General features: G+C 64.3%; 21 protein-coding genes and 1 tRNA gene. 6 read left to right on the top strand and 16 right to left on the bottom strand.

Annotated features, from left to right (window positions below; translation table 11 throughout):
• The 7 genes from hflX to VJR90_10360 form a co-directional block, all read right to left on the bottom strand.
• Positions 1-1284, bottom strand: a complete 1284-nt coding sequence (gene hflX / locus VJR90_10390) for a ribosome rescue GTPase HflX (protein ID HKV97879.1) — start codon at positions 1282-1284, stop codon at positions 1-3.
• Between the two features lie 19 nt (positions 1285-1303).
• Entirely contained in the window at positions 1304-1561 is a 258-nt protein-coding gene (gene hfq / locus VJR90_10385; GenBank protein ID HKV97878.1) for an RNA chaperone Hfq, read from the bottom strand.
• 97 nt (positions 1562-1658) lie between these two features.
• Complete coding sequence (gene miaA / locus VJR90_10380) at positions 1659-2609, bottom strand: tRNA (adenosine(37)-N6)-dimethylallyltransferase MiaA (protein ID HKV97877.1); 951 nt, start codon at positions 2607-2609, stop codon at positions 1659-1661.
• Between the two features lie 362 nt (positions 2610-2971).
• Positions 2972-4723 carry a DNA mismatch repair endonuclease MutL gene (gene mutL, locus VJR90_10375; protein ID HKV97876.1) on the bottom strand — a complete coding sequence of 584 codons (1752 nt, stop codon included), beginning with the start codon at positions 4721-4723 and terminating at the stop codon, positions 2972-2974.
• Positions 4724-4775: 52 nt separating this feature from the next.
• The gene (locus tag VJR90_10370; GenBank protein ID HKV97875.1) at positions 4776-5990 is read right to left on the bottom strand and encodes an N-acetylmuramoyl-L-alanine amidase; all 1215 of its coding nucleotides are present in this window, start codon (positions 5988-5990) and stop codon (positions 4776-4778) included.
• Positions 5991-6100: 110 nt separating this feature from the next.
• The gene (tsaE, locus tag VJR90_10365) at positions 6101-6607 is read right to left on the bottom strand and encodes a tRNA (adenosine(37)-N6)-threonylcarbamoyltransferase complex ATPase subunit type 1 TsaE (protein ID HKV97874.1); all 507 of its coding nucleotides are present in this window, start codon (positions 6605-6607) and stop codon (positions 6101-6103) included.
• Entirely contained in the window at positions 6604-8073 is a 1470-nt protein-coding gene (locus VJR90_10360; protein ID HKV97873.1) for an NAD(P)H-hydrate dehydratase, read from the bottom strand. The genes tsaE and VJR90_10360 overlap by 4 nt, the downstream gene beginning before the upstream one ends.
• Before the next feature lie 57 nt (positions 8074-8130).
• On the opposite strand from VJR90_10360, the gene pruA reads away from it, so the two are divergent.
• Together pruA and queG are read left to right on the top strand one after the other, a co-directional pair.
• Positions 8131-9768 carry an L-glutamate gamma-semialdehyde dehydrogenase gene (gene pruA / locus VJR90_10355; protein ID HKV97872.1) on the top strand — a complete coding sequence of 546 codons (1638 nt, stop codon included), beginning with the start codon at positions 8131-8133 and terminating at the stop codon, positions 9766-9768.
• A gap of 18 nt (positions 9769-9786) precedes the next feature.
• Entirely contained in the window at positions 9787-10851 is a 1065-nt protein-coding gene (gene queG / locus VJR90_10350) for a tRNA epoxyqueuosine(34) reductase QueG (GenBank protein HKV97871.1), read from the top strand.
• Between the two features lie 25 nt (positions 10852-10876).
• On the opposite strand, the gene VJR90_10345 is transcribed toward queG, so the two are convergent.
• From VJR90_10345 to pcnB, 7 genes are all read right to left on the bottom strand, one after another.
• Positions 10877-11611 (bottom strand): SEC-C domain-containing protein, encoded by a 735-nt coding sequence (locus VJR90_10345; GenBank protein HKV97870.1) that lies wholly within the window; start codon positions 11609-11611, stop codon positions 10877-10879.
• 179 nt (positions 11612-11790) lie between these two features.
• Positions 11791-12171 (bottom strand): aspartate 1-decarboxylase, encoded by a 381-nt coding sequence (gene panD, locus VJR90_10340; GenBank protein ID HKV97869.1) that lies wholly within the window; start codon positions 12169-12171, stop codon positions 11791-11793.
• 120 nt (positions 12172-12291) lie between these two features.
• A complete protein-coding gene (gene panC, locus VJR90_10335; GenBank protein HKV97868.1) occupies positions 12292-13158 on the bottom strand; it encodes a pantoate--beta-alanine ligase in 867 nt (288 codons plus the stop codon).
• Between the two features lie 33 nt (positions 13159-13191).
• Positions 13192-14019 carry a 3-methyl-2-oxobutanoate hydroxymethyltransferase gene (panB, locus tag VJR90_10330; GenBank protein HKV97867.1) on the bottom strand — a complete coding sequence of 276 codons (828 nt, stop codon included), beginning with the start codon at positions 14017-14019 and terminating at the stop codon, positions 13192-13194.
• A 50-nt stretch (positions 14020-14069) separates the two neighbouring features.
• Positions 14070-14720 carry a deoxynucleoside kinase gene (locus VJR90_10325; GenBank protein HKV97866.1) on the bottom strand — a complete coding sequence of 217 codons (651 nt, stop codon included), beginning with the start codon at positions 14718-14720 and terminating at the stop codon, positions 14070-14072.
• Positions 14713-15222, bottom strand: a complete 510-nt coding sequence (gene folK / locus VJR90_10320; GenBank protein ID HKV97865.1) for a 2-amino-4-hydroxy-6-hydroxymethyldihydropteridine diphosphokinase — start codon at positions 15220-15222, stop codon at positions 14713-14715. Before folK ends, VJR90_10325 begins: the two co-directional genes overlap by 8 nt.
• Before the next feature lie 2 nt (positions 15223-15224).
• Complete coding sequence (gene pcnB / locus VJR90_10315) at positions 15225-16547, bottom strand: polynucleotide adenylyltransferase PcnB (protein HKV97864.1); 1323 nt, start codon at positions 16545-16547, stop codon at positions 15225-15227.
• A gap of 83 nt (positions 16548-16630) precedes the next feature.
• On the opposite strand from pcnB, the gene VJR90_10310 reads away from it, so the two are divergent.
• The 3 genes from VJR90_10310 (at position 16631) to VJR90_10300 (ending at position 18040) form a co-directional block, all read left to right on the top strand.
• Positions 16631-16706: transfer RNA gene (locus VJR90_10310), tRNA-Glu, on the top strand.
• A gap of 189 nt (positions 16707-16895) precedes the next feature.
• The gene (locus VJR90_10305; protein ID HKV97863.1) at positions 16896-17483 is read left to right on the top strand and encodes an RDD family protein; all 588 of its coding nucleotides are present in this window, start codon (positions 16896-16898) and stop codon (positions 17481-17483) included.
• A 146-nt stretch (positions 17484-17629) separates the two neighbouring features.
• Positions 17630-18040 (top strand): hypothetical protein, encoded by a 411-nt coding sequence (locus tag VJR90_10300; protein HKV97862.1) that lies wholly within the window; start codon positions 17630-17632, stop codon positions 18038-18040.
• An 18-nt stretch (positions 18041-18058) separates the two neighbouring features.
• On the opposite strand, the gene lptG is transcribed toward VJR90_10300, so the two are convergent.
• Both lptG and lptF read right to left on the bottom strand, forming a co-directional pair.
• Positions 18059-19120 (bottom strand): LPS export ABC transporter permease LptG, encoded by a 1062-nt coding sequence (lptG, locus tag VJR90_10295; protein ID HKV97861.1) that lies wholly within the window; start codon positions 19118-19120, stop codon positions 18059-18061.
• The gene (lptF, locus tag VJR90_10290) at positions 19107-20216 is read right to left on the bottom strand and encodes an LPS export ABC transporter permease LptF (GenBank protein HKV97860.1); all 1110 of its coding nucleotides are present in this window, start codon (positions 20214-20216) and stop codon (positions 19107-19109) included. Before lptF ends, lptG begins: the two co-directional genes overlap by 14 nt.
• A 129-nt stretch (positions 20217-20345) precedes the next feature.
• On the opposite strand from lptF, the gene VJR90_10285 reads away from it, so the two are divergent.
• Positions 20346-21830: a leucyl aminopeptidase gene (locus VJR90_10285; GenBank protein ID HKV97859.1), complete on the top strand. Its 1485-nt coding sequence runs from the start codon at positions 20346-20348 to the stop codon at positions 21828-21830.
• The last annotated feature ends 3 nt before the right edge of the window (positions 21831-21833 follow it).

Here is a 21833-nt window from a genome sequence, read left to right as displayed (position 1 = left end):
TCATCCACCCAGCAGCGAAGGCTCCAGGCCTTCGCGCTGGCACAGGCGCTGATACTCACTGCGCGGCAATTCCACCTGCAGCAGGTAGCCGCCGCCGTCTCCCGGCCGTTCTTCGCGCACCGCTCCGGCGCGGAAAAACGCGGCGCGCGCACGTGCGCGCGTCGGCGCCAGCTCCAGCCAGCCGCGCACGGTTTCACTGCGCAGGCACACGCCAATCGCCGTGCGCAACGCCTCCAGGCCGGTGCCGCGCGCGGCCGATACCCAGATGCGCCGCGGCCTGCCGTCCGGGCCGTATTCCACCGCCGGCGGCTGGCCGGTCATGTCTATCTTATTGAATACTTCGAGCTGTGGCACCTGCTGCGCGCCGATTTCCGCCAGCACCTGATTTACGGTCTCTATATATATGTCGCGCTGCGGGTCGCCGGCGTCCACCACGTGCAGCAGCAGCGCCGCGTCCGCGGTTTCCTGCAGGGTGGAGCGGAACGCCGCCACCAGATCGTGCGGCAGCTCGCGAATGAATCCCACGGTGTCCGCGAGCACGGCTTCCCGCCCGGAGTCGAGCGGCAGACGCCGCAGGGTGGTATCCAGGGTCGCGAACAACTGGTCGGCCACCCACATGTCCGCACCGGTGAGCGCGTTGAAAAGCGTGGATTTGCCGGCGTTGGTGTAACCCACCAGCGATACCGTGGGTACCGCGCGCCGCTGGCGCGTGCGGCGGTTCTGCTGATGCTGCGCCCGCGTGCGTTGCAGGCGCCGCGCGAGCTGCTGGATGCGCTTGTCGATGAGGCGGCGGTCGGTTTCCAGTTGGGTTTCACCGGGACCGCGCAGGCCGATGCTGCCGCCGCGCTGCCGCTCCAGGTGCGTCCAGCCGCGCACCAGGCGCGTGGCCAGGTGGCGATGCTGAGCGAGTTCAACCTGGAGTTTGCCTTCGAAGCTGCGCGCACGCTGCGCAAAGATGTCGAGGATCAGGCCCACGCGGTCGAGCACGCGGCAACTGAGGAATTTCTCAAGGTTACGCTCCTGGCTGGGCGAAAGCGCGTGATTGACCAGCACGAGGTCCGCTTGCTTCTCCTGCACCCTGGTGCGCACTTCTTCGGCTTTACCCGTGCCGATGAAAAAATGCGGTTCCGGCACGCGCCGGTTGCCGGTGACCACGGCCAGCACTTCCGCGCCCGCGGCTTTGGCAAGCTCGGTGAATTCCTGGAGCAGTTCCCTGCCGGTGGCGGAATCGAGGTTGAGGTGAACCAGAACGGCGCGTTCACCGCCCTTGGGACGCTCAAACAATGCGCCGCCCCGGCATGTGTCAGGCAGCGATATCGCCGCTGGTTTCTCCGCCGCTGGCCTCGGATGTCATGCTGACATGCCGGCTGGGCACCACGGTGGACACCGCATGCTTGTACACCATCTGACTCACGCTGTTCTTGAGCAAAATCACGAATTGATCGAAGGACTCGATCTGGCCTTGCAATTTGATGCCGTTGATCAGATAGATGGATACCGGAATCTTGTCCCGGCGCAAGGTGTTGAGAAAGGGTTCTTGCAGAGACTGACCTTTGGTCATGACTCGCCTCCTCGTTGTAATTATGTCGGCCGCTGTACGTCTGTCCATTTGACTATGCGGCTCTGTCAAATACTGCGGCATTGTAGCACAGCAGATTTTACACCCGCGCACTCAATGCGGTGGCAACGTGGGCACACACATCCGGCGCCATGTGGGGCGCATCGCTGTCGAACCACTGCACCCCGGATTCCGTGTGCAGCCATGTCATTTGCCGTTTGGCATAACGACGCGTGGCTACAATCCCGCGTTGCACCGCGGTCGGCAGATCGCATACGCCATCCAAATGTTCCCAAAGCTGGCGATAACCCACCGAACGCATCGAGGCATGCGCGCGGGTCAGATCCCCGCGCCGGTGCAACGCCGCGACTTCCGCCAGCAGACCCGCGGCCATCATGGCCTGGAAACGCTGTTCGATGCGCGTGTGCAGCTGCGCGCGACTAGAGGGGCTCACGGCCAATTTGACAAAGCGGTACATGCGATCTTGGACCGGTGCGGCGGCGTGCAGTTCCGACATCGGGCGGCCGGTGAGATAAAAAACTTCCAGGGCCCGCTGGACACGCTGCGCATCGTTGGCGTGGATACGCGCGGCGGCGGCCGGATCCACGTGCGCCAGCTCCTGGTGCAGCGCCGGCCAGCCCAGGCGTGCCGCGCGCGCATCCAGTTCCGCGCGTACATGCGTGTCCGCAGTCGGCAGGTCCGCGAGCCCGTGCTGCAGCGCGCGGAAATACAGCATGGTGCCGCCCACCAGCAGCGGGATGCGGCCGCGTGCGGTGATTTCGGCCATGGCGGCGCGCGCGTCGCGGCGAAAACGCCCGGCGGAATAGCTCTCCGCCGGATCGAGAATGTCCAGCAGGCAGTGCGGCGCAACCGCAAGAATTTCCGGCCCCGGCTTGGCGGTGCCGATGTCCATGCCGCGATACACCATCGCGGAATCCACGCTGATGATGTCGCAAGGGAAGCGCCGCACCAGCTCCACCGCCAAGGCGGTCTTGCCCGACGCGGTTGGACCCATGAGGAGAATCGCCAGTGGTAAAGGTTGCGCTGCCATAATCCGACAATTTTATGGGCGGAGTAAAAGATACCAGTCCGGCCGAGAAGAATCTCTTGTCCCGCGCAGCATTTCACCCTCACCCCTTTCCGGCTTCGCCTGTCGGCTTCGCAATCCTGCTTCGCCGACATTCCAGCCCGTACATCCTGTACGCGCGTGCGCAGCTTTGCCGCGCACCCTGCTGCGCCGGAAAGTCCAGGGCGGCATGAATACTGCGCAATCCGTGCTTCGTATTCCTGTCCGGGGTTGCCATCCCTGGCAACCCGCGCATTTGCATCGCAATGCGCCCATGACCGCTCGCTCGTCGCTCCGCGACGAGCCCTCTCCCAAGGGGAGAGGGCGTGTCGGATTGCGAACCGGGTTTACCGGCCACGCAAAAACAATTTGTCCAGATCGGCCATGCCCAGGCGCGTCCAGGTGGGCCGGCCATGATTGCACTGGTCGGCGCGCGGCGTGCGCTCCATCTCGCGCAACAGCGCATTCATCTCGGCGATTTCCAGCCGCCGGTGCGCACGCACTGAGGTGTGACAGGCGCGCGTCGCGAGCACATGCTCGAGTGCCGCCTGTATGCGCCGGCTTTTACCGTGCTCGACCAGGTCCGCGAGCACGTCGCGCAACAACTGCGCCGCATCCTCGTCCTTGAGCAGCGCGGGAATTTCGCGGATCGCCAACGATTCCGGGCTGCGGCGCTCAATCACGAATCCGCTGCGCGCCAGTTCCGGTGCGTGCGTTTCCGCGCAGTCCGCTTCGGCGCGGGACACCGCGAGGCTTTGCGGCACGAGCAGCGGTTGCGATATTACCTGCCCGGTTTCCAACGCGGCTTTCATGCGTTCGTAGGTGATGCGCTCATGTGCGGCGTGCATGTCCACGAGTACCAGACCGTCGGCCGCGGCGGCCAGGATATATACGCCGTGCAGTTGCGCGAGCGCGTAACCGAGCGGCGGCACCCCCGAGGTCGCTGCGTTTTCAGTTTGTACCGCCGGCGTCTCATGCAGTCGCGCATACGCCGCCACGTCTTCCGCCACGTGCAGCGGCATGGGCTGTTGCGTGTGCGCGCCAGGCGCGGACTGCGGCGTGTCGCGCGCGCCCGCAGTCGCGGGCACTGCCGTCTGCGGCGTGGTGTTCTTGAGTGCGGCCTCCACGGTACGGAATACATAGTCGTGCACCAGCCGTCCATCGCGGAAACGCACTTCGTACTTGGCGGGATGCGCGTTCACGTCCACGCGCGCGGGATCGAGTTCCAGATACAGCACGTAGGCGGGATGGCGGCCGTGGAACAGCACGTCGTGATACGCGAGTCGCACCGCGTGCGCCAGCAGCTTGTCGCGCACCATGCGGCCATTGACGTAGAAATACTGCAAATCCGGCTGACTGCGGGAAAACGTCGGGCGCGCGATCCAGCCGCGCAGGATCAGGCCGGTCATAGCCTGCCGCAGGTGCAGCGACTGGCGCACGAACTCCGGTCCCAGCAGCGCCGCCACGCGCTGCTCGTGTTCCCGCGGTTCGCCGGCCGCATTGAGCGCATACACGCCGCGCCCGTTGTGACGCGCGTGCAGCGCCACGTCCATGCGCGCCAGCGCCAGACGCCGCAGCACCGTGTCCACATGCCCGAATTCGGTAGCTTCGCTGCGCAGGAATTTGCGCCGCGCCGGCGTGTTGAAAAACAGGTCATGCACGTCCACGCTGGTGCCGACCGGATGCGGCAGCGGCGCTGGCGCGTTGTAATGGCCGTGACCGTCGCCTTCGATGCGCCAGCCGTGTTCCTCATCGGCGGTGCGTGAAGCGAGGCTGAGGCGCGCGACCGCACCGATGCTCGGCAGCGCTTCGCCGCGGAATCCCAGAGTGGCCACGCGTTCGAGATCTTCGAGGCTCGCAATCTTGCTGGTGGCGTGACGCGCCAGCGCCAAGGCGAGTTCCTCGCGCGGTATGCCCTGGCCGTTGTCGCGCACCCGGATCAGGCGCGCGCCGCCGGCTTCCAGTTCCACGTCAATGCGCGTGGCGCCGGCATCCAGACTGTTCTCCACCAATTCCTTGACCACCGACGCCGGCCGTTCGACGACCTCGCCAGCGGCGATCTGGTTGACGAGTTGCGTGGGCAGTGAGCGGATCGGCATGCGGCACCGCCGCCTAGCTTACCGGCTCACCCGCGCGGGAGAAAGGACGGAATTACTGACCGCGGTTGCGGCTGGCGACTTCGTAGCCGTCAGCCGCGATCGCCGGCGCATTGTGCTGCCGGCGCTGGGCCTTTTCCATGGCCAGTTCCGTGCCGGGTGGCGGATACTGGTCGAAGTAGTTATGCACGCCGGTGAGGATCGCACTCGCGACCTTGTGCTGATACGCGGGATTTTGCAGCTGGCGCGCTTCGCGTGGATTGCTGATGTAGTCGGTCTCCACCAGGATCGAGGGAATGTCCGGCGACTTGAGCACCACGAAGGCCGCTTGCTGCACCTGAGAGCGGTGCATGGAACCCATGCGCGCCAACTGCTGGGCCACGCGCCCGCCTACTTCCAGGCTGGCCTTGATGGTCGCGGTCTGCGACAGGTCCAGCAGGACCGAAGCCAGCATCGGGCTCTTGTCGGAGAGGTCCACGCCGCCGAGCAGATCCGAGTCGTTTTCGCGCTGCGCCAGCAGACGCGCGTGCTCGCTGGTGGCGCCGTGCAGCGAGAGCGCATACACCGTGGCGCCATCAGCGTAATGGTCATGAGCCGCGTCGCAATGGATAGAGACGAAGATATCGGCGTGCGCGGCGCGTGCGCGCTCGATGCGCTGGCGCAGCGTCAGGTAGTAATCGCCGTTGCGCGTCAGGAACGGCTTGAACCCCGGCAGTCCGGCGACCTGCGCCGCCAGGCGGCGGGCAATCTGCAAGGTAATGGTCTTCTCCATCACGCCGCGCGGACTGTGCGCCCCGGAATCAATGCCGCCGTGGCCGGCGTCAATCGCCACCACGATGTCGCGTCCGGTTTGCGGCACGGCTTTGCGCGCGGTGAGCACCGGTGCGCGCGCAGCCACGGACTTTTGCGGGTAGAGGTCCACGACCAACTGCGTGCCTGCGCTGGTGTTGCGCAGCAGACTGCGTGGCGTGGTCTGCACCGTGGTATCCAGCACCACCCGCAAGCCCGACTGGCTACGGATGCCGCTGCGCAAATCCTTGATCACGCCCTGTCCCGCAGGCAAAGCAGCCTGGAGCGCAGTGTTGTCCATGTCTATCACCACCCGGTCGGGGTGGCCGAGGGTGAAAATCCGGTATTCCGCCGGTGCCGACAGGTCAAAAACCAGGCTGGCGTGGTCGCCGGCAGGCGCAATATGCAGCCCCAACACCTCTACCGGCGCGGCCAGCACCGCCGCCGGCAGCAGCAGAAAAAAAGTCAGTAATACCCGCATGCCCTGACGTCTGTATGGGGACATGGGCTAAGTTATACACAATCCCGTACAGATTTCAAGTATTTTTGTAATGGATTTATGGGGATACGTTTGTATCTTAGAGTTTGACCTTAGAGTTTGGCTGACTTGGGCTCGCCTCCGTCGCCCGGAATTGTGCACATGCGGGCCAGCCAGGCCCGGGTCAGTTGCTCTCCGCGCCCGCTGCAGGGCTCGACCCGAATCAACCGGCCGGGATCGCGCATCTCGAAATTCAACACGAGGTCGGGCTCGGGCAGCCGCCCCGCGCCATGCTCCGGCCATTCCGCAAACACCCAAAGATTCGCGTCATCCAGGTCGCGCGCTCCGAGGTATTCCATCTCCTCCGGGCCACGGATGCGGTAAAGATCCAGGTGATACAACTGGTGCGCGCTGATTTCATAGCCTTCGACCAGGGTGTAGGTTGGGCTGCGTACGCGCCCTTCGAACCCCAGACCTTTGAGCACGCCTCGCACCAGCGTGGTCTTGCCCGCACCCAACTGGCCGTGCAGATACACGACCGCACCGTCTTGCAAGGAGCGTCCCAGCGCCTGCCCCAGGGCATCCATGTCAGCGGCGGACGCCGCATTCAGGCTAGTCACGCGTTGAGCACCGGACGCAGGTCGGCAATCAGATCACGCGCCAGCAGCCCGCGTTCTCCTGCCTCGGCGGCACGATCACCCGCGAGCGCGTGCGCCTGCACGCCGGTGCGTGCGGCCTCGGGCAGCGTCAATCCCTGCGCCACCAGGGCTGCAATGATGCCGGTGAGCGCATCGCCCATCCCGGGCGCCGCCATGCCGGGATTGCCATGCCGGCAAACGGCCGGCGTCCCGCCTTCCGCCGCGACGATCGTGCCCGCGCCCTTGAGCACTACGACCGCCCGATATTTTTCTGCGATGCGCGCCGCCGCTTTTAGCCGGTCCAGCTGGATTTCCGCCACGGATTGCTTGAGCAGGCGTGCGGCTTCGCCCGGGTGCGGCGTCAGAATCCACTGACCATGCGTAAGCGGCCGCGCGGCCAGAAGATTGAGCGCATCCGCGTCCACTACCAGCGGCAGCGGCGTGGTCAGCGCACGCGTGAGCAATCGCCGGCCCCACGCCTCTTGACCCAACCCTGGTCCCACGGCGATCACGCTGGCGCGCTCGAATAGCGCCGTGGTCTCCGCCGCGTCGTCCACGCCGCGCACCATGGCTTCCGGCAGGCCGGCGAGAAAACCGGCGACATGTTCTGGGCGCGTGATGACGCTCACCAGACCCGCACCGCTGCGCAGCGCGGCTTCCGCGCTCAGTCGCGGAGCGCCGCCCATGCCGTGATCGCCACCGATGACGAGCACATGGCCGAAATCTCCCTTGTGCGCAGCGCGCGCGCGCCGCGGCAAAGACACGCGCGTGTCAAGCAAGCGCGCGCGCGGCGGCAGATCTTTGAATGTCTGCGCGGGGATCCCGAGCGCGTTGAATTCAAGCCTGCCGGTGCAGGACGGCCCTGCACCTGTGAACAAGCCGGGTTTCAGGCCAATGAAGGTCTGTGTCACGCTGGCGTGCACCGCAGCGCCGAGGATTGCGCCGCTATCCGCGCTCAGACCCGAGGGAATGTCCACCGCCAGCACCGGCTTGCCCGCTGTGTTAATCCGTTCAACCGCCTGCGCCCAGCGCTCGCGTAACGGCCGATCCAGGCCGATGCCGAAAAGCGCGTCCACGATCACATCCGCCTTGGCCGGCAACTCGCTGGTGAAGGGCTGCTCGCGGCCTTGCGCGGCCAGAAACCGACTGCGCACCGTCGCCGCCGCGCCCGCAAGCTTCGCGGGATCGCCGACATTCACTACCGTCACTTGTCGCTTCGCACGCAGCGCCTGCGTTGCAAGCACGTAGCCGTCGCCCGCGTTGTTGCCTGTGCCGGCGAACACCACGATGTCGCGCGCTTTCGGCCAGCTTTGCAGCAACGTTTGCCACGCCGCGGTGCCGGCACGCGTCATCAACGTCAGCGCGGGCACATGCTGATCCTCGATGGCGCGCCGGTCGAGTTCGCGCATCTGCGCAGCGGAGTAAAGCGCGGCTGGAAGTTGGAGCATGGAAGCATCATTATATAGAGTCCGTTCATTCCGCAATTCCCCGTCAGAGGCACCGTCATGAGCCAGGCCAGCATTCGCGTCCCCATACCCGTCAACGAACCCGTGCTGTCCTATGCGCCGGGTAGTCCCGAGCGTGCGGAGCTGAAAGAGACGCTGGTACGCATGGCATCGGAGCGCCTCGAGATCCCCCTGGTTATCGGCGGCGCGGCGGTGCACACCGGCAAGCTCGCCGAGGTAAACATGCCGCATGATCACCGGCACGTGCTCGCGACCGTCCATCAGGCCGAGGCCCCGCAGGTACAGGCGGCCATTGACGCGGCACTTGCCGCGAAACCGGCTTGGGAGGCGCTGCCCTTCGTCGAACGCGCTGCCGTGTTCCTGCGCGCCGCCGATCTCCTCGCCACGCGCTTCCGCCCGATCCTCAACGCCTCCACCATGCTTGGGCAGTCGAAGACCGCGCATCAGGCGGAAATCGATGCCGCCTGCGAACTCATCGATTTTTTCCGCTTCAACGTGCGCTTCGCGCAACAGCTGTTGGCCGAGCAACCGAACAGCGCGCCGCAGACCTGGAACCGGCTCGACTACCGCGCGCTCGAGGGCTTCGTGTTCGCGATAACGCCGTTCAATTTCACTTCCATCGCCGGCAATTTGCCGACTGCGCCGGCACTGATGGGCAACACCGTGGTCTTCAAGCCCTCACCCTCCGCGATGTTGAGCGCCTGGTACATCATGGAACTGCTGCGCGCGGCCGGCCTGCCTCCCGGCGTGATCAACCTGGTGCAGGGCGATCCCGCGATGATCACCGCGCAGGTGCTCGCGCATCCGGATCTCGGCGGCGTGCACTTCACCGGCTCCACCGCGGTGTTCAAGTCCATCTGGCGCACGGTCGGGGAAAACATGCAGAGCTATCGCCAGTATCCGCGCCTCGTGGGCGAAACCGGCGGCAAGGATTTCATCTTTGCGCACGCCTCCGCGGGCGAGGACCTTGAAGCGCTCGCCGTCGGCATGGTGCGCGGCGCCTTCGAATTCCAGGGGCAGAAATGCTCGGCGGCCGCACGCGCGTTCATCCCGGCGTCCATCTGGCCCAAGCTGCGCGAGCGGCTGGTGGCGCTGACCGGTGAAATCAAGATGGGCGACGTGTGCGATTTCCGCAATTTCATGGGTGCCGTGATCCACGCGGCTTCCTTCAATAAAATATCCGGCTACTTCGACTATGCACGCAAGGCGCCGGGCGTGAAGATCCTCGCGGGCGGCAAGGCCGACAGCACGCGCGGCTGGTTCATCGAGCCGACCGTGATTCAGAGCGACAATCCGCAGGACCGCCTGATGTGCGAAGAAATCTTCGGCCCCGTGATCACCGTGCACGTGTACCTGGATTCGGCCTACGAGGACACGCTGCGCCTTTGCGATCAATCCACTCCCTATGCGCTCACCGGCTCGATCTTCGCACGCGACCGCAATGCGGTCGCCACGGCATCACGGCTGCTGCGCCACACAGCGGGAAATTTCTACATCAATGACAAACCCACGGGCGCGGTCGTCGGCCAGCAGCCCTTTGGCGGCAGCCGTGCCTCGGGCACCAACGACAAGGCAGGCTCATTCCTGAATTTGGTACGCTGGACCTCGCCGCGCACCATCAAGGAAAACTTCACGCCACCCACCCAAGTCGGCTATCCCTATCAGGGAGCCGAATAGGGGCGGCGCAACCTCCACATGGACATGCCGGATTTTGCTGCTCTTGCGGAAAGGATACGCGCTTGGGCCCATGAACTCGGCTTTCAGCAAACCGGTATCACCGGCGTTGACCTCGCCGAAGATGAGCGCCATCTGCTGGGTTGGTTGCAGCAGGAGCGCCACGGCGAAATGGATTACATGCGCGTCCACGGCACGCGCCGCAGCCGACCGGCGGAACTGGTGCCGGGTACGCTGCGAGTGATCTCGGTGCGCATGGATTACGGGTCCAGGGATGTTGGCAGTGCCCAGGCGCTGCTTGAAGAAAAAGACCACGCGTATATTTCGCGTTACGCACTCGGCCGCGATTATCACAAGCTCATGCGCAAGCGCCTGCAGCAACTGGCCGCACGCATCCAGAATGAGATCGGACCGTTCGGCTACCGCGCGTTTGCGGACAGTGCACCGGTGCTGGAGAAAGCGCTGGCGCGCAACGCCGGTCTCGGCTGGATCGGCAAGCACAGCGTGCTCATCAACAAACAGGCGGGTTCCTGGTTTTTCCTCGGCGAGCTGTTCACCGACCTACCGCTGCCGGCAGACGAACCCGCGGAGAATCACTGCGGCAGTTGTCGCGCCTGTATGGACGTGTGCCCGACGCAGGCCATCGTTGCGCCCTACGAGGTGGACGCGCGCCGCTGTATCTCCTACCTCACCATCGAGTACAAGGGCTCAATTCCGCTCGAGCTGCGCAAACCCATGGGCAACCGCGTGTTCGGCTGCGACGACTGCCAGTTGTTCTGTCCGTGGAACAAGTTTGCACAAGCGACGCAGGAAAAGGACTTCAAACCGCGCCACGGCCTCGACGACGCGCGCCTGGTGGACCTGTTCAACTGGACCGAAGAGGAATATCTCGCACGCACCGAAGGCAGCGCCCTCCGCCGCGCCGGTTACGAATGCTGGCTCAGGAACCTCGCTGTGGGTCTGGGCAACGCGCCCTCATCGACCGAGGTCATCGCGGCCCTTAAAGCCCGCGGCAATCATCCTGCGGCGCTGGTACGCGAGCACGTGGCGTGGGCGCTCGCGCAGCACGCGGAAGCAACTGTTTGAAAGTGTTTACCTGATTGAATGCGCTCTAGCCGTTCTTCCCGTGGCAGTCGCGGAAACGCAGACCGCTGCCGCAGGGACAGGGGCCGTCCGGCTCGGGTACCACCATCTGGTCGTGCAAGCCGGCGCTCGCGGGCCGCTGGAAATGGCGCTGCATGCTGAGCTTGTCGAAGGGCCCGATGCGCTCGCGGCCGTCGAATTTGAAATCCGTGTACTCACCGTGGGCATCCACGTAGTGCAGGAAGGTCTGCACCCACCATTCGCCTTCGAAGGTGTCGCGCCAATGGGGCACGTCGGCGCCGCGGTAAATCAGCATATCGCCGGGCGCCAGCTCCAGGGCTTTTTGCACTTTGCCGGACTCAACGCACAGCGGCCAGAGCGTGTCGGACTGGAAACCGAGCGCCAATGAAGTGCTGATCTCGCAAGAGGGCCGGTCCAGATGCTTGGGCAACACCGCGCCGCGGCCGTAGATGCGCAGATACGAATAGCACGGCAGCAATTCCAGCCCGGTGGCCTTTTCCACCACCGGCTTGAGTTTCAGCAGCAGGCTTTCGCTGAGCGCGTCCGCGTAACGGCCAATGGCCGCGCGGAACATGTCCTCGCGCTCGTAGTAAGCGGGCCAATGCTGTTGCAGGAGTGCGTAACGCGTGCCGAGTGCGGCGCTGTCGGCGCTGATGACGGCGCGCAGCACGGTGTAGCCGCTCTCGCGGAACTGGTGCGCGGAGTCGGGCGCAGCCGGCGCCTGGGATGCGGGAACGCTCATGGAAAGTCCGGTGTTTAGCTGCGGCTCAGCTTAATCTTTTGGTTTTGGCAGTCAACCTGAAAGCGCGAGATTTTGGCCGAGAACAAGGCGCGGCGCTTTCGAGGAACGGAGTTTACAAGCCAGTAAATGAGTACCGCAGAAAGCGCCGCAACGCAGTTATTCGGCCAAAAGATCCGCTTTCAGGCGGCCTGGACGGGAATGGCGTTAGCAGTGCGGTTAATCCTGTTGTGCTCGTCGAGATACACGAGCCGCGGCTTGTGATTCACGGCCTCGGCGGCGTTCATCTGCGCATAGGCGCAGATGATTACGATGTCGCCCGGATGGGCGCGGTGCGCGGCCGAGCCGTTCATGGAAATGGTCCCGGAACCCGCCGCCGCGCGGATCGCGTAGGTGGTGAAGCGCTCGCCGTTGCTGACGTTGTAGATCTGGATCTGCTCATACGGCAGGATGCCGGCGGTCTCCAGCAGATTAGCGTCGATCGCGCAGGAACCCTCGTAATCCAGTTCCGCATGGGTGACGCGCGCGCGGTGCAGCTTGGCTTTGAGCAGGGTGAGTTGCATGGGAATCAATAAAACCCGACGGGTGAGGGGCGCATTGTACTGCCGGCTGCAGACCCGGCTCAACCATGTTGGGGACCAAAGATTTTCCGGGGGCGACGCTCACCCTCACGATTTCAAAAATCATCGCGGCCGGGAGGCCGCTTCTACACTAACCTGAATGTTATCTATGAGCCGTGCCTTGCCGAGCCGGACCGCGGCCAGCACCACAAAATCCCGGGTATCGGCATCCGCAGCAGCGAGCGTGTGCGCCGCGCGGATGGAAACATAGTCAGGCCGCAGTTGCGCTGACAGTTTCTGCACGGTCTCGGCTTCCAGCCGGGAGAAATCACGCCGGCCATTGCGCAGCGCGGCCGCGGTTTCGCCGAGCGTGCGGAAAAGCAGCGGCGCCTGTTGGCGCTCCACAGGCGTGAGGTACTGGTTGCGCGAACTCATGGCCAGGCCATCCGCCTCGCGCACGATCGGTACACCGACGATCTCCACCGGCACGGACAGGTCGGCCACCAGCCGCCGCACAATCAGCAACTGCTGGTAATCCTTCTCGCCGAACAGAGCCACGTCCGGCTGCACGATGTTGAGCAGCTTGAGCACCACGGTGGCGACGCCGCTGAAATGGCCGGGGCGGAATTCCCCGTCCAGAATCGCTGACAGACCCGGCACGTCCACGCGCGTGACCCGGTCGCGGCCGCCCGGATACATTTCTTCCACGGCCGGCGCGAACAGCAGATCGGCCCGCACTGCCTGCAACTTGGCCTGGTCCGCTTCCAGCGTGCGTGGATAGCTCTGATAGTCCTCGCCGGGGCCGAATTGCAGCGGATTGACAAAAATGCTCGCCACCACGCGTTTGGCTCGCGCGTGCGCCTCCTCCACGAGCTTCACATGGCCCGCATGCAGATTACCCATAGTGGGGACCAGCGCAATGCGCTCGCCGTCACGGCGCCAGCGCTGCACCTGATCGCGGAGCTCGACTACGCCGTGAACAGCAAGCATGCAAAGCCTTGAGAATGTTGAGTGTAGTGCTGACTAATCAAAACAATGTTCGGGCGCCGGGTAACTCTTGTCTTTCACTGCCTTCACGTAGGCTTCGACCGCGGCACGCGGGCTGCCGGCTCCGGCCATGAAATTGCGCGCAAATTTCGGGCGCCGGCCGGGCGTGATGTCGAGCATGTCGTAGAGCACCAGGATCTGACCGTCCACCCCGGGTCCGGCGCCTATGCCGATCACCGGGACCTTCACCTTCGCGGTGATTTTGGCAGCCAGCGTCTGCGGAATCAGTTCCAGCAAAATGATGTCGGCGCCGGCCTGCTCCAGCGCGAGTGCGTCCTTGAGCATCTGGCGTGCAGCCGCTTCGCCGCGCCCCTGCACCTTGAATCCACTGAGCTTTTCCACCGCCTGCGGCCGCAGACCCAGGTGCGCACACACCGGCATGCCATTGGCCGCCAGGGCAGCGACAATCTCGGCCTGCGCGCCGGTTCCCTCGAGCTTGACCATGCGCGCCCCGCCCTCCTGCATCATCCGCCCGGCATTGCGCAACGCCGTCGACACGTCCACATAGCTCAGAAACGGCATGTCGCCAATCAGATACGCGCGCGTGAGGCCGCGCGCCACCATGCGCAAGTGATAAACCACGTCGTCCACCGTCACCGGCACAGTGCTCGCGTGTCCCTGCACGACCATGCCGAGCGTGTCGCCCACCAGCACCACATCCACGCCACTGTGGTCAAGCAGCGCGGCAAAGCTCGCATCGTAGGCCGTGAGGCAGGCAATTTTCTCGCCCGCGGTTTTCATCTTGGCGAGCGATGCCAGTGTCAGTTTTTCAACGCCGTCACGCTTTTCCGGCTGAGTGTACACGGGAACTCCTGTTCAGTCCGGCTCCAGCATGACGGGCCGAAGCGCAAACATCAAGCCCGACGCGCTACCGGGTTGAAATAATGCCGGCCGCTGCGCACACGCTGGATTTCGCCGACCAGCTGCGCGTAATCCGCCTCGCTGTCCACGACGTTGATGTCGCTCGCGTTCACGATCAGCAGCGGCGAACGGTCGTAATGGTGAAAGAAATAGGCGTACGCGCTGACCACGCGCTCGAGATAATCGCGCCGGATAAAGCGCTCGTAATCCGCGCCGCGGCGCGCGATGCGCCGCATGAGCACCTCGACCGGCGCCTGCAGATACACCACCAGATCCGGCGCGGGCGCATCCACGGTGAGATGCTGGTAGACCTGTTCATACAGGGCGAATTCATCGTCGTCCAGATTGAGCTGGGCGAACAGCCGGTCCTTCTCCAGCATGAAATCCGCGACGCGCGCGGGCGTAAAAATGTCGCCTTGGCGCAGCTGCTGCAGTTGGCGGGCGCGCTGAAACAGGAATGACAGCTGCGTGGGCAGCGCGGCGTGTTTGGGATCGCGGTAAAAGCGGTCCAGGAACGGATTTTCCTCGGCATGCTCGAGCAGCAGTTCCGCACCGAGCGTTTCCGCCAGCAGTTGCGCCAAGCTGGTCTTGCCCACGCCAATGGGACCCTCAACCACCAGATAGCGGGACCGGGCTTCAGGCATGCGCGCCCTCCTCGTAAAGCCGGATAGCCGGCGAGCGGCAATGCTCGCGCAGCACGCGCACCAGACCGCGGCCGGGAATCACCAGATCCGGTGCCAGTTCGGCCAGAGGATACAGGACGAAGCTGCGCTTATGCAGCTCCGGATGCGGCAGCGTCAGTTCCGGCGTCTGCAACGCGAGGTCGCCGTACACAAGCAGATCCAGATCCAGGTTGCGCGGACCCCAGCGGCTGTCGGGACTGCGCCGACGGCCGTGACGCAGTTCGATGGCCTGCAAATGCCGCATTAGCTCCAGCGCTTCGAGTCGCGTTCCAAGCGCAGCCACGGCATTCAGGTAATCCGGCTGGTCCTGGGGTCCCAAGGGTTTGCTCCGATAGAAGCGCGATTGCGACAGCATGCGCGTATCCGGTAACTGCGCGAGTTCGGCAAGCGCGCCACGCAGCTGTGCGGCGGGATCGTTCAGATTGGCGCCGAGGCCGATATATGCGCTGACCGGCGCACGCATGCTCAAGCCGGTGCGGACACTTTGTGGCGCCGGCGGCGCCGCGAACGCCGTCGCCGGCCGGCCGGTGCGGCGGCGACCGGCACCAACAGCTCGCGCTCGGCATCGGTGCCGGCCGCCTGCAGGCGCGTCCACCAGCCGGCCAGTTCCGCATCCACTTCACCGGCTTCGGCACGCAACATCAGGAAATCGTAGGCGGCGCGGAAGCGCGGATGCGCCAGGAACCGCGACGGCCGCTTGCCCTCGCGCTGCAGAAAGCGCGGCTGCATCTGATAGATCTCGATCATGGGCGTGGCGAAGCGGCGCGGCAGCGCCACATGCGCAATCTGTTCGAACACCAGCTCATCCGCGGCCTGGTGCAGTGCTTCAGCCGGACGCGTACCCGCGGTTTCCAGTTCAGCGGCCCGCTGGCGCACCGGCTCCCACATGAGCGCGGCGAACAGAAACGCCGGGGTAACCGGTTTGTCTTCGCGCACGCGCGTGTCGGTGCTGGCAAGCGCACGGCTGATGAAGGTATGCGGGAAACCCTGCTCCTCGGTATCCAGCAGCGGGTCGGTGCGCGGGAACAGGCGGGCGAACAGGCCATAACGGCGCAGATGCTCGAACGCCTGCGCGCCAAACCCATACAGGAACAGCTTAAGGATTTCCTCGAACAGCCGGGCGGGCGGAATGTCCGCCAGCAGCGGCGCAAGTTCCGCAATCGGCGCCGCGGTATCCGGGTGCACGCGGAAACCGAGCTTGGCCGCAAAGCGCGCGGCGCGTAGCATGCGCACCGGGTCTTCGCGAAAGCGGGTCGCGGGATCGCCGATCAGGCGCAGCACGCCGGCATGCAGGTCCGCAAGCCCGTCCACGTAATCGCGCACTGAAAAATCGCGGATGTCGTAATACAGCGCGTTGACGCTGAAATCGCGGCGCAAGGCGTCTTCTTCCAGCGTGCCGTAGGTGTTGTCGCGCAGGATGCGCCCGTTTTCACTGGCGCTGCCGGCCGTCTGTGCCACCGGACGATTGGCACGGAAGGTGGCAACTTCGATGATTTCGCGTCCAAACTGCACGTGTGCGAGGCGGAAGCGCCGGCCGATGATGCGGCAGTTGCGGAACAGTGCGCGCACTTCTTCCGGTCGCGCGTTGGTGGCCACGTCAAAATCCTTGGGCTCGCGTCCCAGCAGCAGGTCGCGCACTCCACCGCCCACCAGGTAGGATTCATAGCCGGCACTTTTCAGCCGGTACAGCACCTTGAGTGCACTTTCGGAAATTTTGGAGCGCGAGATATTGTGCTCGGCGCGCGGAACGATGACGGGGGAAATAACGGAGGGTTCCTGTGTGTGCATGCAATCCGGAAGCTTGCCTGGTATTGGAATTGAACTTGAGCAAATCCGGGCGGCCCGTATAATACCACTCCCCTTGCATCCCCGCTCCCTTCGTCTAGAGGCCTAGGACGGAGCCCTCTCAAGGCTTAAACACCGGTTCGAATCCGGTAGGGAGCGCCAATGAATTTAAAGAATAATTCGCAACGTACCATCCTTGGTGCGCAGCCCGGAGCTGCCATCCATGGCAGCTCGCTCGAAGCTGTGCTTCAAGCCCATGTCTGGGCGCGCGGGCGGATCGGACTGCCACCGGCAATCCGATTAAATACACCGCCCTCGCCCGGTAGGGAACGCCATGTATAGATCCCCTGCATGAATACGTTGCACAGCTCTCGGGCCATCACGGAAAACGCGGCGCTCGCCGCGCCCGGATTGCTGCGGCGCTGGGCCTCCGGCTTGTATGACGCGCTTATTGTTTTGGCGATCTGCATCCTCGCCACCTTCCTGATCATGCCCTTCACGCACAGTGCAGCGCTCGAATCGCTCTACGCACACAGTTCCGGGTTGAAAATGCTGTACCAGTCGGGACTGCTGATACTGGGTTATGCATTCTTCGGCGGGTTCTGGACGCACGGCGGCCAGACCATCGGCATGCGCACCTGGAAACTGCGGGTGGTGCGTCTCGATGGTGCACGCCTCGACTGGTACCGCGCACTGCTGCGCTATCTCGGCATGCTGATTCCCTGGTTGCTGTTGCTGCTCGGCGCCGAATTGTTGATGAGTGCGCAGCAGGCCGCGCAGACACTGGCGTGGCTCGTGGCCGGCGCACTCGCCTTGCTGGCCGCGCTCGCGGCCTTCCTCTGGCCGGCCTTCGACCGGCGGCGCCTCGCCTGGCATGACCGCCTGTCCGGCACGCGTCTGGTACGGTCGGGAATCACCGGAAACGTCCCTCCCGTTTGACGCTTCCACCCGCATTACGCGAGCCCGCATTTGGGGGTCTCCCCGCAAATTGCTTATCATCTGTGCACCTTCACTTGGTATCCCGTACCGCTCGTAATCCGGCATCCGCATACCAGAGGCCCGCAGCTACTTCCCCGAGGCTTACCATGAACAAACTCACATTCTCTTTTGCTTTCGCCATCGGCCTGATGCTCGCAGTCCCCTGCAGTTTCGCAGCCGGGAATGCGAGTCAGGAAATCGCCACCGCGGCCGCGCATGCGCAAATGGCGGCGGCCGCCGCCGACAAATCAACGGCAGATATGCACCTGCATCACGTGATTAACTGCCTGGTGGGACCGGGCGACCGGCGCTACGACGCCCAAGCCGGCGATCCCTGCAAAGGCATGGGCAACGGCGCGATGCATGATCTCGGGCACGCGCCCGCCGAGCATGTGCGGCTGCAGCGGGCTCTCACGCAGGCGGAACGCGGCCTGCATGCCGACAGTCTGGACGCCACTCACACGGCGGCAAAACTCGCCACCGAAGCGCTCAAGGCCCCCGGTTCAAACGACGATTGATTGCGCAGCCGCCGGCGGTCAGCGGATGCGACTGACTGCAATGACGCTGATGCCGGCCAGCACGGCGGTGGGCAACCACGCCGTGAGTACCGGATTCAGCCCGAAGACCACACCGCTCTGCATGAAGATGCTGTCAAAGACGTAGAAGCCGATGCCGATGAGCATGCCGGTGACCAGACGCTGACCGGTGGTGGCGGAACGCATCGGGCCAAACACAAACGGCAGCGCCAGCACTACCATCACCAGCAGGGAAAACGGCTGGGCAATGCGGCTCCAGAACGCAGCCACGTAGCGATCGGCATTGATGTCGTTGCTGCGCAGATACCTTATATATTGGTAAAGCCCGTGTGCCGACAGGCTGCCGCTGTCCACGGTAAACAGACTCAGCAGACCCGGGCTCAGAAAGGTGTGCCACTCGCGACTCGCGGCATTCACCGTGATCGCGCCCGCGGCGCCGAGTTCGGTACTACGCACGTTCTCGAGTATCCAGCTGCCGTTCCGAAATGCGGCCGAGGTGGCGCTGCTCATCGCCAGCAGGTGATGCGCATCGTCCACGCGGTAAATGAAAATCCCCTGGGCCGAATTGCGTCCGCTCATTTCCCGGATATTGAGAAATACGCTGCCGTCCCGGGCCCAGATGCCGCCTGCCGTGCTGTTGGGGTTGTAGCCGGTGAGTTCAGCACGCCGCGCGTCGGCGTAGCGCTGTGCCGGTGGTGCCAGCCACTCACCCAACGCCAGGCACAGCGCCAGCAGCAGCACGCCACCCACGAGCGCCGACCCGCCAAGGCGCGCCACCGACACGCCGGCGGTGCGCATCACCATCAGTTCATTGTGACTGGCGAGTTCTCCCAGTCCCAGCACGGTACCGATCAGGGCTGCGATCACGCACATCTGATAGGCCTGCGTCGGCACATACAGCAGCGTGTAGAGCGCGGCATCTCCCAGCCGGTATTGCCCCTCGCCTACGCTCTTGAGTTCTCCGACGAAAGTGATGATGCTGGCGAGCGCCGTCAGCACCAGCAGCACCAGCAGGCTGTTGAGGATGACTTGCCAGGCGAGATGCCGATCAATGACCCGCATGCGCATCCCCTGCCGCCCTGAACCACAGGCCTCGCCAGCCGTATTGGCGGTACAACAACACCAGCGCCGCGATCAGCAGCAACGCCAGTACCCACCAGACGCCGACGGCCGCCGGCACCAGATCCTTCTGCAGCCAGGCACGCGCCACGCCCAGCAAATTGCTGTAAATCACGTAGGCCAGAATCGCGATGAACAATCGCCCATAGCGGCCCTGGCGCGGTGACGTGCGTGCCAGCGGTACGGCCAGAAATACCAGCAACAGGGTCGAGAGTGGCACCGACACGCGCCACTGGAATTCCGAGAGCGCTCCGGGTGAGGCCTCGCGCAGCAGCGCATAGGTCGGCATGGCTGAATAGCTCGGCGGCCCGGCGGCGGGCGCATTCGGCGACAAACGGATGCTGTATTGCGCGAACTGCACGATGCGGAAATCCGCTTTACCCGGCTCGCCGTCGTAGCGGTAACCATTGTGCAATACCAGCGTACCTTCGCCCTGCGGGCCGGTAATCTCGCGCGTACCGCTGGCGGCGGTGACCACGTCCTGGCGTGCCCCATTGGGGCCGGTCATGAATACATCGCGCAGCTCACGCCCGCCGTTGCTGACGCCGGCGGCATACAGCACACCGCGGCCCTCCTGGTCCTGCTTGAAGCTGCCGGATTCGAAGCTGCCGACCTGTGCGTTGTGCTGGGCGTAACTGCGGATGATGTCGCTGGTGCGTGACGCCCACGGCGCAACTTGCAGCGACAGCAGCGCCATCACCACGGCCAGCACCGCGGCGATGACCAGCAGCGGACGGTAAATCCCCACGGGTCCGACACCGCAGGCCATGAACGTGGTCATTTCGCTGTCGCGATACAAACGCCCGAGCGCCAGCATCACCGCCAAAAACAGCGCGACCGGCACCACGACGATGAAATAACTTACCGAGGCCAGGCCGAGCAGCGCGAACACCGTGTCGCGCGGCAGCCGGCCAGCGGCCGCATCACCGAGCAGCAACGCAAAACGGTTACTGAGCATGATCAGCATGAGTATCACGGTGACCGCAACCCAGGTGAGCACGGCTTCACGCGCCAGATAGCGGTCAACAATGCGTAGCACTCGCGCCTCCGCTGATGCCGGGTTGGGTTAGAATGACGCGGTCTCAAGCCACGCCCGGCCGCGATAACCACGAACCGCATAATACGCCAGCCGCACGGCCCGTCCGGGCGCTGGCACAAGGAATCTGGCATGGAATTTTCCAGCAAATTTGCCGAGCTTCCAAGCCTGGATTCCGCCTGTGTGGTGGTCGGCGTATTCGACGGCGGCAAACTCACGCAGCCCGCCCGGGTGCTGGATCAGGCCAGTCGCGGGCAGCTCGCCAGACTGGTGAAGAGCGGGGCGTTCTCCGGTCGCCTCGGCCAAAGCCTGATGCTGTTTCAGTTCTCCGGCGTGGCCGCGGAACGCCTGCTGCTCGTCGGGCTCGGAAAGGAAGAGGAGTTCACCCTGCGCACCTACCGCAAGGCGGTGCACAGATGCGTGCAGGCGCTGCTCGATGGCGGCGTAAAGGATGCAGCGCTGACTCTCGCCATGCTGAGCGTGCCGGATACCGATACCTATGCGCGTGCCCGCCACGCGGTGGAATGCGTCGCCGACGCAGCGTACCGGTTTGAACAGTGCAAAAGCCAGCCGGAGAAGCCCAAGTCCGTGCTGCAAAAGATAAACGTCCTGGTATCCGGCCGCGATGAATTGCGCGCCGCCGAGCGCGGCATCCAGCACGGCAGCGCGATTGCCGAAGGCGTGGCGCTTGCCAAGGATCTCGGCAACCTCCCGCCCAACATCTGCACGCCCGCCTATCTCGCCAATGAGGCGCGCAAGCTCGGTCGCGGCACCAGGCTCAAGGTTACGGTGCTGGAAGAAGCGCAGATGAAAAAGCTCGGCATGGGCGCGCTGCTGGCGGTGTCGAGCGGTAGCAGCCAGCCGGCCAAGCTCATCATCATGGAATATCGTGGCGGGTCGAAAAACGCCAAGCCGCAGGTGCTCGTGGGCAAAGGCATCACCTTCGATTCCGGCGGTATCTCCATCAAGCCCAGCGCCGCCATGGACGAGATGAAATTCGACATGTGCGGCGCGGCCAGCGTATTCGGCACTCTCAAGGCCGCGATGCGCATGCAACTCAAGCTCAATCTCGTGGGCATCGTGCCGACCTCCGAGAATCTGCCGGACGGCAAGGCGGTCAAACCCGCGGACATCGTCAAGACGATGTCCGGCCAGACCGTGGAAATCCTGAATACCGACGCCGAGGGCCGGTTGATCCTGTGCGATGCACTCACCTACGCGCAACGTTTCAAGCCCGCGGCGATCGTGGACATGGCCACGCTCACCGGTGCGTGCGTGATTGCACTCGGCAACGTCGTGTCCGGCCTGTTCGGCAACGACGCGACGCTGGTGAAGGAACTGTGGAATGCGGGCGAACAGGCCGACGACCGCGCCTGGCACCTGCCGCTCTACGATGATTATCAGGACGGCCTGAAAAGCAACTTCGCGGATTTTGCCAACGTGGGCGGGCGCGAGGGCGGCGCCATTACCGCGGCCTGCTATCTGTCGCGCTTTACCAAGGGCATGCGCTGGGCGCATCTCGACATCGCCGGCACCGCCTGGAAAAGCGGCGCTGAAAAAGGCGCCACCGGGCGGCCGGTGCCGTTATTGGTGCAATATTTACTGGACCGTGCATAGCGC

The organism is Gammaproteobacteria bacterium, assembly GCA_035279405.1.
Lineage (GTDB): Bacteria > Pseudomonadota > Gammaproteobacteria > Natronospirales > REEB76 > REEB76.
The sequence above is the reverse complement of the archived record's forward strand: the minus strand, read 5'-3'. Positions and strand labels throughout refer to the sequence as shown.

Coding starts and splice junctions, on each gene's coding strand:
- lptG (HKV97861.1), bottom strand. CDS start 19,120: ATGCGGGTCATTGATCGGCATCTCGCCTGGCAAGTCATCCTCAACAGC.
- panC (HKV97868.1), bottom strand. CDS start 13,158: ATGCTTGCTGTTCACGGCGTAGTCGAGCTCCGCGATCAGGTGCAGCGC.
- VJR90_10370 (HKV97875.1), bottom strand. CDS start 5,990: ATGCGGGTATTACTGACTTTTTTTCTGCTGCTGCCGGCGGCGGTGCTG.
- hfq (HKV97878.1), bottom strand. CDS start 1,561: ATGACCAAAGGTCAGTCTCTGCAAGAACCCTTTCTCAACACCTTGCGC.
- queG (HKV97871.1), top strand. CDS start 9,787: ATGGACATGCCGGATTTTGCTGCTCTTGCGGAAAGGATACGCGCTTGG.
- VJR90_10285 (HKV97859.1), top strand. CDS start 20,346: ATGGAATTTTCCAGCAAATTTGCCGAGCTTCCAAGCCTGGATTCCGCC.
- mutL (HKV97876.1), bottom strand. CDS start 4,723: ATGCCGATCCGCTCACTGCCCACGCAACTCGTCAACCAGATCGCCGCT.
- VJR90_10360 (HKV97873.1), bottom strand. CDS start 8,073: ATGCTCCAACTTCCAGCCGCGCTTTACTCCGCTGCGCAGATGCGCGAA.
- VJR90_10300 (HKV97862.1), top strand. CDS start 17,630: ATGAACAAACTCACATTCTCTTTTGCTTTCGCCATCGGCCTGATGCTC.
- VJR90_10325 (HKV97866.1), bottom strand. CDS start 14,720: ATGCCTGAAGCCCGGTCCCGCTATCTGGTGGTTGAGGGTCCCATTGGC.
- pruA (HKV97872.1), top strand. CDS start 8,131: ATGAGCCAGGCCAGCATTCGCGTCCCCATACCCGTCAACGAACCCGTG.
- panD (HKV97869.1), bottom strand. CDS start 12,171: ATGCAACTCACCCTGCTCAAAGCCAAGCTGCACCGCGCGCGCGTCACC.
- miaA (HKV97877.1), bottom strand. CDS start 2,609: ATGGCAGCGCAACCTTTACCACTGGCGATTCTCCTCATGGGTCCAACC.
- folK (HKV97865.1), bottom strand. CDS start 15,222: ATGCGTGCGCCGGTCAGCGCATATATCGGCCTCGGCGCCAATCTGAAC.
- VJR90_10305 (HKV97863.1), top strand. CDS start 16,896: ATGAATACGTTGCACAGCTCTCGGGCCATCACGGAAAACGCGGCGCTC.
- VJR90_10345 (HKV97870.1), bottom strand. CDS start 11,611: ATGAGCGTTCCCGCATCCCAGGCGCCGGCTGCGCCCGACTCCGCGCAC.
- pcnB (HKV97864.1), bottom strand. CDS start 16,547: ATGCACACACAGGAACCCTCCGTTATTTCCCCCGTCATCGTTCCGCGC.